At 63.4% G+C, this 12,241-nt stretch carries 13 protein-coding genes; 9 read left to right on the forward strand and 4 right to left on the reverse strand.

What is annotated here, in order from left to right:
* The first annotated feature begins 139 nt into the window (after positions 1 to 139).
* The 5 genes from DYI37_RS01350 (at position 140) to DYI37_RS01370 (ending at position 4,396) form a co-directional block, all read left to right on the forward strand.
* Positions 140 to 631 (forward strand): GNAT family N-acetyltransferase, encoded by a 492-nt coding sequence (locus DYI37_RS01350; RefSeq protein WP_116681393.1) that lies wholly within the window; start codon positions 140 to 142, stop codon positions 629 to 631.
* Positions 632 to 870: 239 nt separating this feature from the next.
* A complete protein-coding gene (gene sdhC / locus DYI37_RS01355) occupies positions 871 to 1,263 on the forward strand; it encodes a succinate dehydrogenase, cytochrome b556 subunit (protein WP_116681394.1) in 393 nt (130 codons plus the stop codon).
* Positions 1,264 to 1,277: 14 nt separating this feature from the next.
* Positions 1,278 to 1,658, forward strand: a complete 381-nt coding sequence (gene sdhD, locus DYI37_RS01360) for a succinate dehydrogenase, hydrophobic membrane anchor protein (RefSeq protein ID WP_116681395.1) — start codon at positions 1,278 to 1,280, stop codon at positions 1,656 to 1,658.
* Positions 1,659 to 1,663: 5 nt separating this feature from the next.
* Positions 1,664 to 3,514, forward strand: coding sequence for a succinate dehydrogenase flavoprotein subunit (gene sdhA, locus DYI37_RS01365; protein ID WP_116681396.1), 1,851 nt, complete (start codon positions 1,664 to 1,666; stop codon positions 3,512 to 3,514).
* Positions 3,515 to 3,778: 264 nt separating this feature from the next.
* Positions 3,779 to 4,396 carry a hypothetical protein gene (locus tag DYI37_RS01370; protein WP_147307841.1) on the forward strand — a complete coding sequence of 206 codons (618 nt, stop codon included), beginning with the start codon at positions 3,779 to 3,781 and terminating at the stop codon, positions 4,394 to 4,396.
* A gap of 102 nt (positions 4,397 to 4,498) precedes the next feature.
* Here DYI37_RS01370 and DYI37_RS01375 read toward each other — a convergent pair whose 3' ends face one another.
* The 4 genes from DYI37_RS01375 to DYI37_RS01390 form a co-directional block, all read right to left on the reverse strand.
* Positions 4,499 to 5,017 (reverse strand): hypothetical protein, encoded by a 519-nt coding sequence (locus DYI37_RS01375; RefSeq protein ID WP_116681398.1) that lies wholly within the window; start codon positions 5,015 to 5,017, stop codon positions 4,499 to 4,501.
* 320 nt (positions 5,018 to 5,337) lie between these two features.
* Entirely contained in the window at positions 5,338 to 6,174 is an 837-nt protein-coding gene (fghA, locus tag DYI37_RS01380; protein WP_116681399.1) for an S-formylglutathione hydrolase, read from the reverse strand.
* A gap of 52 nt (positions 6,175 to 6,226) precedes the next feature.
* Positions 6,227 to 6,712, reverse strand: a complete 486-nt coding sequence (locus DYI37_RS01385) for a GNAT family N-acetyltransferase (RefSeq protein WP_116681400.1) — start codon at positions 6,710 to 6,712, stop codon at positions 6,227 to 6,229.
* A complete protein-coding gene (locus DYI37_RS01390) occupies positions 6,709 to 7,818 on the reverse strand; it encodes an S-(hydroxymethyl)glutathione dehydrogenase/class III alcohol dehydrogenase (protein ID WP_116681401.1) in 1,110 nt (369 codons plus the stop codon). Before DYI37_RS01390 ends, DYI37_RS01385 begins: the two co-directional genes overlap by 4 nt.
* A 393-nt stretch (positions 7,819 to 8,211) precedes the next feature.
* Between DYI37_RS01390 and DYI37_RS01395 the strand changes: the two genes are divergently transcribed.
* The 4 genes from DYI37_RS01395 (at position 8,212) to DYI37_RS01410 (ending at position 12,172) form a co-directional block, all read left to right on the forward strand.
* Entirely contained in the window at positions 8,212 to 8,415 is a 204-nt protein-coding gene (locus DYI37_RS01395; RefSeq protein WP_116681402.1) for a hypothetical protein, read from the forward strand.
* Positions 8,416 to 8,577: 162 nt separating this feature from the next.
* Positions 8,578 to 9,537, forward strand: a complete 960-nt coding sequence (locus tag DYI37_RS01400; protein ID WP_245413722.1) for an outer membrane protein — start codon at positions 8,578 to 8,580, stop codon at positions 9,535 to 9,537.
* A 326-nt stretch (positions 9,538 to 9,863) separates the two neighbouring features.
* Complete coding sequence (locus DYI37_RS01405) at positions 9,864 to 10,799, forward strand: outer membrane protein (protein ID WP_245413723.1); 936 nt, start codon at positions 9,864 to 9,866, stop codon at positions 10,797 to 10,799.
* 200 nt (positions 10,800 to 10,999) lie between these two features.
* Positions 11,000 to 12,172, forward strand: a complete 1,173-nt coding sequence (locus DYI37_RS01410) for a phosphoserine transaminase (protein ID WP_116681403.1) — start codon at positions 11,000 to 11,002, stop codon at positions 12,170 to 12,172.
* Positions 12,173 to 12,241 lie beyond the last annotated feature (69 nt).

Here is a 12,241-nt window from a genome sequence, read left to right on the forward strand (position 1 = left end):
TAAGGCCCGAGATCGCCGATCCGTAGGCGATGGCCAGGCGGACGGCCGTGTCGTTTGCGGCATGCGATACGGTGATTAAGGTAGTGCGGCGCCTCGGCACCGCTTGACGGGAGAGGCGATCCGCAGAACTGTGACCTGCATGACCGATCACGCCAGGACGCCTTCGCCCGATATCGAGATCCGCCTTCTCCGTCTCGGCGAAGCCGGGGAACTCGCGCCTCTCCTTGCAGCCTACAATCGCTCGCTGTTCCGCGACGATATCGGCGCGCCCGACACGGCTTATGCCGAGCAATTGCTTCAGGACCGCACCGCCGAGGTTCTAGGCGCGCGCCTCGACGGCGAGCTCGTCGGCTTCATCGTCTTCTACGATATTCCCGATCTCTGGACCGGAATGCGATCCGGTCTCGCCGACCATATCTACGTCGCGCAGGAGCATCGCCGGAAGGGTATCGCCAAGGCGATGATCGACCTTCTGGGCGAGGAAGCCGATCCGAGGGGGTGGTCGAAACTGGTGCTGCACGCGCCGCGCAACCCGGATGCCGGTCGCCAGCTCTATGAGCGCGTGGCGGCTCCCGCCGACTGGAAGAGCTTCGTCGTCCGCTTCTCGGACCGCAGCCTTCCGCCGCACTGATTCGGTCGACGGGCCGGAGCCTCCCGATCGGTGTGGACGGCCGGCTGCGACTTCTTCGACGTGAAACGATTGAAACCGGATAATCCTTCTGCGCGCCTCGCGCACGGCCTGGAAAACTTGCTTTCCGGCTCGCCTTGCTTCTTCTAGAAGCGATCTAGACAACCGCGAGGGCTTTGCGCGAATGGTGCCGTGCACCATAACCCTGAAGCCGCGTATCCACGAAGACGGAAAGGACACCGATGTCCGATTTGAAGTCCAGGCGTCCCCTGTCGCCGCATCTGTCGATCTATCGATTCCGCCCGACCATGGCGATGTCGATCCTCCATCGCATCACCGGCGGCGCTCTCTATTTCGGGACGATCCTCGTGGTCTGGTGGCTCGCAGCCGCAGCGAGCGGACCCGAGGCCTATGAATCGGCGACGTCGTTCTTCGGAAACTTCCTGATTCAGATCGTGCTCATCGGCTATACCTGGGCGCTCATCCATCACGCCCTCGGCGGCATTCGTCACTTCATCTGGGACACCGGCCACGGGCTCTCGAAGGAGACGTCGACGAAGTTCGCTCAGGCGACCATCGCCGGCTCCCTCGCCATCACCGTGCTCCTGTGGCTCGGCATCTGGATCTTCGCGTAAAGGACAACGGCCCCATGAGAGATATGCGCACACCGCTGAGCCGCGTTCGCGGCAAGGGTTCCGCCCATGGTGGAACCGAACATTTCTGGCAGCAGCGACTGACGGCGATTTCGAACCTCGTGCTCATCACGATCTTCCTCTTCGTCGTGATCTCGCTGTCCACCGGCGACTATGCGTCGGTCCGCGCCGCCTTCGCCAATCCGGTCATCGGCGTCGGCGCCGCCCTCGTCATCGTCTCGGCCTGCGTCCATATGCGGCTTGGCATGCAGACGATCATCGAAGATTACATGCACGGGCCTGCCAAATGGCCCCTGACGATCGGCAACGTGTTCTTCGCCTGCCTGATCGCGGGCGTCGGGCTCTATGCGATCGTCAAAATGAGCTTTGGAGGCTGACTTTCATGGCGACAAACGGAACGAACGGGCAGCCCCATCGCGAGGCGCCGAAGCAGAACGGCAAGGCTTACGAATATGTCGATCACGAATTCGACGTGGTCGTCGTCGGCGCCGGTGGTTCGGGGCTGAGGGCAACCCTCGGCATGGCCGAGCAGGGACTGCGCACGGCCTGCATCACCAAGGTTTTCCCGACGCGCTCGCATACGGTTGCGGCGCAGGGCGGCATCGCCGCGTCGCTGAAGAACATGACGCCGGATAGCTGGCAGTGGCACCTCTACGATACGCTCAAGGGTTCCGACTGGCTCGGCGACGTGGACGCCATGCAGTATCTCGCCATGGAAGCGCCCAAGGCCGTCTATGAGCTGGAGCATTACGGCGTTCCGTTCTCGCGCACCGAAGACGGGCTGATCTATCAGCGCCCCTTCGGCGGTCACATGCAGAACTTCGGCGAAGGCCCTCCGGTGCAGCGCACCTGCGCCGCCGCCGACCGGACGGGCCACGCCATTCTCCACACCCTCTACGGCCAGTCGCTGAAGAACCACGCCCAGTTCTTCATCGAGTATTTCGCCATCGATCTCATCATGTCCGACGACGGCCGTTGCACCGGCGTGGTGGCGTGGGATCTCGATGACGGCAAGATCCATCGCTTCTCCGCGAAGATGGTGGTTCTGGCGACGGGCGGCTACGGCCGCGCCTACTTCTCCGCGACTTCGGCGCATACCTGCACCGGCGACGGCGGCGGAATGGTCGCGCGGGCCGGTCTGCCGCTCCAGGACATGGAATTCGTCCAGTTCCACCCGACCGGCATCTACGGTGCCGGCTGCCTCATCACCGAGGGCGTCCGGGGCGAGGGCGGCTATCTCGTCAATTCGGAAGGCGAGCGCTTCATGGAGCGCTATGCGCCCTCGGCAAAGGATCTGGCCTCGCGCGACGTGGTCTCGCGTTGCATGACCATGGAGATCCGCGAGGGCAGAGGCGTGGGCAAGGAGAAGGATCACATCTATCTCCACCTCGACCATCTCGATCCGAAGATCCTGCACGAGCGCCTGCCGGGCATCTCGGAGAGTGCCAAGATCTTCGCGGGCGTGGACGTCACGCGCGAGCCGATCCCGGTGCTGCCGACGGTCCATTACAATATGGGCGGGATCCCGACGAATTATCACGGCGAGGTGCTGAACCCGACCGCCGACAATCCCGACGCCATCGTGCCGGGTCTGATGGCCGTCGGCGAGGCGGGCTGTGCCTCGGTGCACGGCGCCAACCGGCTGGGCTCGAACTCGCTTATCGATCTCGTGGTGTTCGGCCGTGCGGCAGCCATCCGCGCCGGCTCGGTCATCGATCGCGATGCCGCAAATCCCGGCGTGAACTACGCGGCCTGCGACAAGATTATGGCGCGCTTCGACAAGGTGCGCCACGCCAACGGCTCCAATCCGACGGCGGCGGTGCGCGAGCGCATGCAGAAGGCGATGCAGGAGGATGCGGCCGTCTTCCGCACCCAGGAAACCCTCGCCCAGGGCTGCGAGCGCGTCTCGGCGATCTGGGACGAACTGTCCGATCTGAAGGTGAACGATCGCTCGATGATCTGGAACTCCGATCTCGTGGAGACGCTCGAGCTCGAAAACCTCATGGCGAACGCGATCACGACCGTCTATTCGGCCGAGGCTCGCAAGGAAAGCCGTGGTGCCCATGCCCGCGAGGACTTCACCGAGCGCCTGGATGCTGATTGGCGTGTCCACTCGCTGGCGACGGTCGACGAAGCCGGCAAGGTCACGCTGACCTATCGCCCGGTCCACACCGAGTTCATCGCCGAGGGCATGCCCGAGGAGAAGATGGCGCCCAAGAAGCGCGTCTACTGATCGCGCCGATCGACTGGATGCGCAGCTGCGTTCCGCTGCATCGAAACGACTGACTGCAAAGCCCGCCCTGTTTCGGCGGGCTTTTTCGTTATGGCGTCCGATGCGGTGTCCGGGGTGAAATTCGCCGGGGGAGAAATCCGACCTGCGACTTATGAGCCAGTGCGGAACCGGTACCGGGCGGTGTAGATTTCGCAGATGGTGGCACGGTAAACGCCGGTGGTCGAGCGCCCGTTCGCTCGGCCGTCAATGTTCTTGGGAGACGACATGCACGATCGAAAAGCACCAAAACGCACTGCTCTGGCTCTGGGCATGGCGCTTGGTCTCGCCTTTTCAGGCACCGCATACGCGCAGCAGGACGGGACTTCGGGCGGAACGACCAACGAGCCTGCCGCGTCGAGCAGCGAGGCGGGTGCGGCCGCGAGCAGCGCCACGGGTTCGTCCTCTTCCACGCCGGACGGGCAGCCGAGCAATCAGGTTGGTGAGAAGTTCGAACTGCCGCGCTATTCGGAGGAGAATCAGACCGAACTGATCTCGGGCCTCTGCGCCATCCAGCTGAAGAACATGAGCAGGGAGGCCTGTTCCTGCCTCGCCGATGCCTCGCTCGAGGCACTTTCCGATCCCCAGCGCGATTATCTCATCGCATCGGTGGTCGCGCCTCCGGTCGCGGACCGGATGCTTTCCGACGGACGTGTCGGCGACCCCGATCAGGCGAAGATCTTCGGGTTCCTGCAGACCTATTCGGAATCCTGCCGAACCGCAGCGGCCGGATCTTCGGGAAGCGCGCCATCGCCCGAGCCGCAGACGGACAACCTGCCGGAAACGCCGGGCGTGCCGGCTCAGTCGGATGGGGCGTCCTCCAATTCGTCGAACCCCTCGAACTGATCGAAGCGGACATCACTCGTCCAAACGACAAAGGCCGGCCCCTCGGGCCGGCCTTTGTCGTCATAGTGAGCTGCGAAGTGAAGACGGTGCCTGCGCCTCGCCTCAACCGATCCCGTTGATCACGTCCTTCGTGTCCTGAATGGTCTGAAGATTGTGACGCATCACGGTCGGCTGTTCCGCCATGGTGAAGGTCATCGGGTCGCGTCCGAGCGCGCGGATCTCCTGCTCGATCGCCGCACGGGTCTGCTCGCAATTCGCATAGGCGAGATTGGCGGCGACGGCGTCGTCGAAGGAGTTCGGGGCGACTTTCATCGACTCGTCGTAATTGCAGAACGCATCGGCGCGGAGCGCCTGTTCGAAGGTCGACGAAATCGGCTGACCGAGTTCGGCTTCGATCGCCGACTTCCGGGCATTGTAGTTCTTCAGATAGATCTGAGACATCGCCAGCCTGCACTGGGCGTAGACCAGTTCGCCGGGCTTCAGGAGAAGGCTCTTGCAGTGAGCGTCTTCCTGATAGGCCGTGGGGCTGATGGCCTCGGCAATCGATTCGTTGCCATCCGCCATGCAGCCCGCAAGGAGGCTTGCGGCAAGAACCGGGACCAAAGCTCCCAAAACACGCATCGGTGATAGCCTTCCAAACTGAGCTTTCGCGCACGCCCTGATGGTCTGCGACCGGGAACGCTCTCGAACATCGTTAATGGACCGAAAATCCTAAAATCCGGCAAAGCTAAGGCTGTTCGATGACAGAGCGGATCGCGGCCCCTTCAGTGTTGCAGCGATCCCGCACGAGATCTCGACCCGGAGATCCGTGATACGACCGGCCTGAAGAGGCGTTCACCGCTCGGGCAGGCCGTTTTCTCGCGCTCGACCGGGCAAAGGCGATCGGACCGAAGCGGAGCGGGTCTTCTCCGCCGAGTCCGCTCCGGTCCGTTCGATTCAAGCTACTTCAGACGCTCGGCGTGCCAGTTCAGGTGATCGTTCATGAAGGTCGAGATGAAGTAGTAGCTGTGATCATAGCCCGGCTGCATGCGGAGCGTCAGATCGATCCCCGCGTCCTGGCAGGCCGTTTCCAGGAGCTGCGGCTTCAACTGCTCCGCAAGGAAATTGTCGGCCTCGCCCTGATCGACCAGCAGGGCGTCGACCCGTGCGCCGTCCTCGATCAGCGCCACCGCGTCATGCTTGCGCCACTCGGCCCTGTCGTCTCCCAGATAGCCGGGCAGAGCCTTGTGGCCCCATGGCACCTGGCTCGGCGCAACGATCGGAGCGAATGCCGAGACGGCCTTGAAGCGGTCCGGGAAGGTCAGGCCGATGGTCAAAGCACCATGCCCGCCCATGGAATGGCCCATGATCGACTGGCGGTCCATATCGGCCGGGAAGTTCTCCGCGATCAGCGCGGGGAGCTCTTCGGTCACATAGCTCCACATGCGGTAGTGTTTGGCGAAAGGCTCCTGCGTCGCATCGACGTAGAAGCCGGCGCCCAGCCCGAAGTCGTAGGCCTTCTCCGCATCGTCGGCGACGTCCTCGCCACGCGGGCTGGTATCGGGCGCAACGAAGATCAGGCCGAGTTCGGCGCAGCGCCGACGAAACTCGCCCTTTTCCGTCACATTGGCATGGGTGCAGGTGAGGCCCGACAGATACCAGACGACGGGAAGCTTCGCGCCTTCATCGTGGGGCGGCACGAAGACCGAGAAGGTCATGTCGGTGCCGGTCTGCCTGGACGCGTGCTTGTAGACGCCCTGCGTGCCGCCATGGGCCGTGTTCTTGGAAACGGTTTCCATCACTCTGGTCTCCCTGTCTGTCAATCGTGCCTGATCGCGCGAGCCGCAGACTTCAGTGCTCGCGCGATGCGGTTCGTGTCATGTCGATGTGAGCAATGCCGTCTTCGTCATAGGGCGCCGATGCGGCCTCGAACCCGTGTGCGGCATAGAAACTGCGCAGATGAGACTGCGCCGACACGATCAGGTCCCGGCGCGTGAAACGCCGGGCCGCGTAACGCAGGGCTTCAGCCATCATCTCATGGCCCAAGCCGCGACCCCGATGGGCTTTTGCCGTCACGATGCGCCCGATCCGGATCGCCTCATGGGTTTCGACAACGCGCAGGCAGCCCGCGAGTTCGTCGCCGATCATCAGGCGCAGGTGGATCGCCTGCGGGTCCATCCCATCGATTTCCGCGAAGGCGCAGGTCTGTTCGACGACGAAGACGAGGCTGCGCAGGCGCAGGAGATCGTGGATCTCCCGCGCCGACAGCTCTTCGAACGTGCTCCACCGGAATTCCGCTTCCGGCTCCTCGTGCGGAGCGTCGAAATCCTCGCTCAATAGACGACGACGGAGCGGATGGACTTGCCCTCATGCATGAGGTCGAAGCCCTTGTTGATCTCCTCGAGGCTGAGGGTATGGGTGATCATCGGATCGATCTGGATCTTGCCGTCCATATACCAGTCGACGATCTTCGGCGTGTCGGTGCGGCCGCGCGCGCCGCCGAAGGCCGAGCCCTTCCAGACGCGCCCGGTGACGAGCTGGAACGGCCGGGTGGAGATTTCCTTGCCGGCTTCCGCCACGCCGATGACGACCGAGACGCCCCAGCCGCGATGGCAGGCTTCCAGCGCCTGGCGCATGACCATGGTGTTGCCGGTGCAATCGAAGGTGTAGTCCGCGCCGCCGCCCGTCAGTTCGACGAGATGAGCGACGATGTCGCCGTCGATCTCCTTCGGATTGACGAAATGCGTCATTCCGAACCGCTCGCCCCATTCCTTCTTGTCGTTGTTGAGGTCGACGCCGATGATCTTGTCGGCACCGACGAGCCGGGCGCCCTGGATGACGTTGAGGCCGATGCCGCCGAGGCCGAAGACGACGACGTTCGAGCCGGGCTCGACCTTGGCCGTGTTGACGACGGCGCCGACACCGGTGGTCACGCCGCAGCCGCAATAGCAGCTCGTCTTGAAGGGCGCGTCGTTGCGGATCTTCGCGACCGCGATCTCGGGCAGGACCGTGAAGTTCGAGAAGGTGGAGCAGCCCATATAGTGGTAGATCGGCTGGCCCTTGTAGGAGAAACGCGAGGTGCCGTCCGGCATCACGCCCTTGCCTTGCGTCGCGCGGATGGCGGTGCAGAGATTGGTCTTGCCGGAAAGGCAGGACTTACACTGGCGGCATTCCGGCGTGTAAAGCGGGATGACATGGTCGCCCGGCTTCACATAGGTGACGCCCTTCCCGACCTCGCGGACGATGCCGGCGCCCTCGTGTCCGAGAACCGAGGGGAAGAGGCCTTCAGAATCGAGGCCGTCCAGGGTGTAGGCGTCGGTGTGGCAGATGCCCGTCGCCATGATCTCGACGAGGACCTCTCCTTCCTTCGGACCTTCGAGGTCGAGTTCCACGATCTCGAGCGGTTTCTTGGCCTCGAATGCGACGGCGGCTCTGGTTTTCATCGATCTTCTGTCCTTTGGATGCGAACTGGCCGCGGTGGTAACCGTTTGCACGCGTCTTGCAAATCCCCGGAAGGGCCGCGAGGGGCGATGATGCGCTTCGAACGACCCGGCGGGTGCCTTTGCGTCAGCGGACATGTTCGTGCCGAGGGCGAAGGATCGGAACCGGCATCCGGTCCGAAGCCGGTTCGGGTTCTCGGCACCTGTCCGATCCGAGGGATCGCGCGCTGACAGGGCTCCTCTGTCGATACGGCCCTAGCCGTGTCATTCGGGCCACACATGCGGGTGCTCGCGAGGAGACCGAGGGTCTAGAAACTTCGTCGTTCACGTCCGGCGCGCGAGTGGTAGAGTGAGATGCCGGTGCGATCGCCGGTCATTCGGATGGGAGATCGATCCATGAAGTTCGGAATGCGCAAGCCGTCGATCCGCAAGAGTATCGCCGCGCGCACCTCGCCCGCCCGGTATGTTCGCCACAATCTCGGTGTGAAGGCACCCCGCGGATGGGGGTGGCTGACGGATCCGAAACGCGCGCTCTATAACCGGATCTACAATCGGACCACGTTCAGTTTCTGGTCTCTTCTGCGAAAGCTCATCAAGTAGAGGACCGAAATCCGGCATCGATCCCGGGCGCGGGCACGAATGCGCTCGCGTCGTGCGGGCATCCGGCATGTAACCGTGTGTTAACCTCGTCGATTTACTGTCCCTGTTAAGGCTAACGGATGCACTCAGCCCGCCGTGGCCGTTGACGCGGGGATAATCGCAATGAAAAAAATCCTTCTGACCACCGTCGCGGCTTTGGGTGCCATGACGATCGCCCAGGGTTCGGCCCAGGCTGCGGACATCATCGAGGAGCCGATCTACGTCGCTCCCGCACCGGTGCCCGTGCCTGTCTCGACCGCTGGCTGGTATATTCGCGGTGACGTCGGATATGCCTTCAGCGAGACGACGCATGGGCGCTACAATGCACCGGTCCATTACGTCCATCCCGACGACTATCATCTGCCGCATCCGCCGCAGAAGTTCTTCGCCCAGTCCTACACCTACGACACGGTCGACGTGGACGACGCCTTCATCGTCGGCGGTGGTGTCGGTTACCGGTTCAACGAATTCGCACGCATGGATTTCACGGCTGACTATCTGAGCCGCGACCTGCGCGGTTCCTCGAACTGCGTCGACCTGCCGTCCGATCTCTGCCGCTATGACGACACGTCGAAGACCAATGTCTGGCTTCTGATGGCCAATGCCCATGCCGATCTCGGCACCTACGGCATGTTCACTCCGTATGTCACGGGCAGCATCGGTGCCGCCCATGTCGCCTATGACGACCTGAAGAACACGTTCAAATGCGGCGGCGGCTTCGAAGCCAGCATCTGCGACGAGACCCGGACCCATGAAGGCAAGTCGAGCTGGCGCTTCGCCTACGGCCTCGGCGCCGGCGTGAGCTTCGATCTCACTTCCTCCCTCAAGCTCGATGCCGGCTACAAGTGGACCCATGTCCGCGGCGGCGACGCGTTCGGCTACGATCCGGACGATATCGCTCTCGGCTTCACGGGTGTTCAGGGCCGCGACGACGGCTTCGACATCCATACCGTCCGGGCGGGCGTGCGTTACGAGTTCGGTGGTGGCGGCTTCGGCAAGGCGCCGGTGCCGGTCGCCTTCGCGGAACCTGCACCGCTCTACGCCGAGCCGGCTCCGATCCAGGAAATCGCCGTCTACAAGTAATCCGCTGTCCGAAGCGCAGTTGTGAAGAAAGGCCCCGGTTCGAAAGAGCCGGGGCTTCTTTCGTTCGTGCAAGGTCGCGGGGGCCGCGAAGCGCCGGACATCCTCAGGGCGTCCGAACCCGGTTCCTGCCGGATGGCGAACATCGAACGCGATCGCAGGCCCCCCGCCTTCGAGAGGCGCCGCTCCCGCTTGCCTTAACCCTTCGGCCCGCCGCAGGTTAAAGAACAGGGTTAATCACCTCTTAACGTTTTTCACTCATCGTCGTCTTCGAACGCTGCTCGAACAAGCGGCGAGCCAACTTCCTATTGAGGTCGATCGACATGACGATGAGCTCGAAACTCGGTCTCGCGATGCTCGCGGGCGTATCGCTCTTCCCGCTCTCATCCGCAGTCGCGGCGGACCTTCCGCCCATCTATGCGACGCCCGCCTACGAGACGGCGATCTACGACACGGCCCCGGAACTTCAGCCCGTCGAGATCGGCAATGGCTGGTATCTGAGAGGCGATGTCGGCTACGGCTTCAACGGCGATCTCGACGCGTCCTATCGCGAGCGGCGGCCTGACTTCGTCCGCTACCCGAACGGGTTCCGGGATGGATTCTCGCGCTTCCAGTACGACAGCTTCGACGCCGGGCACGATGGTTTCCGCCTGGACGACAACGCCGAGTTCGGCGTCGGCATGGGCTACCAGTTCACCAACTGGCTTCGCGGCGATCTGACCGCGCGCTACTACAAGCTGGATGTGAGCGGCCACGACCGCACCGAAGCCTGCTTCGACGGCGCGGCTGCGCAGGCGAAGTTCTTCAATACCGAGTTCAACCCCGCTCTCCTCGATTGCGGATCCGAATTCTCGAGCGATGCCGATGCCATCGAACTCATGGCGAACGCCTATGTGGACCTCGGAACCATCGCGGGCTTCACGCCCTATGTCGGCGGCGGCGTGGGTGCGGTTCAGGTGCGGTACGACGATTTCGTCGGCTCGTCCGTCTGCTCCTATGACGGCGGTGCCTGCGTGCCGAACCTCTACACCTACAATGCGCGATACGAAGGCGGCGACGACTGGCGATTCGCTTATTCGCTCATGGCCGGCATCTCCTACGACATCAGCGAGAACCTCAAGCTCGATGCCGGTTACCGTTATACCGATATCGCAGGCGGCACGATGTTCGAATCCACCAATCCGGGCGTCGTCGGATCGAGCGCGGAAGACGACGGCTTCGCCCGCCATACGATCCAGGCCGGCGTCCGTTATTCGCTCTGGTAGGCGAGGGCGACGGGCCTCGGCGAATCGGGGCCCGCTTCGTGAACGAGCGGATCGCGCCGCGCTCGGGTGATGCCGGGCCGGCGCGAACGAACTTTATAAGTTCGGCTCACCTGCTTGACCTTCTCGAGCGAACGTCATATCGCCGCCAGTGGGACACGCCTCCCCAACGAGGCGCGCCTATCTGAGAGGGTAGTCAAGATATGACAACGCATGCGAAGCCGGATCTGCGTCCGGCCAATCCCCGTTTCTCTTCCGGCCCCTGCACGAAGCGGCCGGGCTGGAGCCTGGAAGCGCTCCAGGACGCGGCCATCGGCCGGTCCCACCGCGCCAAGATCGGCAAGAACAAGCTGGCCCAGGCGATCGAAGAGACCCGCGAACTTCTTCGCGTTCCTGCCGACTATCGTATCGGTATCGTTCCGGCCTCCGACACCGGCGCCGTCGAAATGGCGATGTGGTCGCTTCTGGGCGAGCGCGGCTGCGACGTGGTGGCCTGGGAGTCCTTCGGCTCCGGCTGGGTGACCGATGCGGTCAAGCAACTCAAGCTCTCCGATGTCCGCAAGTTCGAAGCGGGTTACGGCGAGATCGTCGATTTCTCCAAGGTCCATTTCGATCGCGACGTGGTGTTCACCTGGAACGGCACCACCTCGGGCGTGAAGATGCCGAACGGAGACATGATCCCCGCCGATCGCGCAGGGCTTACCATCTGCGATGCGACCTCCGCGGCCTTCGCGCAGGATCTTCCCTGGGACAAGCTCGATGTCGTGACCTTCTCCTGGCAGAAGGTCATGGGCGGGGAAGCCGCTCACGGCATGCTCATCCTGTCGCCGCGCGCCGTGGAGAGGCTCGAAAGCTACACGCCGTCCTGGCCTCTGCCGAAGATCTTCCGCATGACAAAGGGCGGCAAGCTGATCGAGGGCATCTTCAAGGGCGAGACCATCAATACGCCTTCGATGCTCTGCGTCGAGGACTATCTGGACGCTCTCGCATGGGGCAAGAGCCTCGGTGGTCTCGATGCGTTGAAGGCGCGCGCCGATGCCAATCTGAAGGCCGTCGCGGACTATGTCGAAGCGAACGCGTTCGTCGACTTCCTCGCCCGCGACGAAGCGATCCGCTCGAACACCTCGGTCTGCCTGTCCTTCACCGACGCCGAGGTTTCGGCGCTTTCGGCCGATGATCAGGCCGCGTTCGCGAAGGGCGTCACGAAGCTCCTCGAGGAAGAGGGCGTGGCTCTCGATGTCGGCTCCTATCGCGATGCGCCTCCGGGCCTGCGGATCTGGTGCGGCGCGACCGTCGAGACGGCCGATGTCGAGGCCCTGATGCCCTGGATCGGCTGGGCCTTCGAAACCCAGAAGGCCAAGCTCAAGACGGCCTGAAACGGCTCGTCTCAAGCTTGAACGGTTCCGGCCATCGAAGGCCGGAACCGTCACCGGCACCGCTGCCGA

This window comes from Fulvimarina endophytica (assembly GCF_003403015.1).
In the GTDB taxonomy this organism is placed as follows: Bacteria; Pseudomonadota; Alphaproteobacteria; order Rhizobiales; family Rhizobiaceae; genus Fulvimarina; species Fulvimarina endophytica.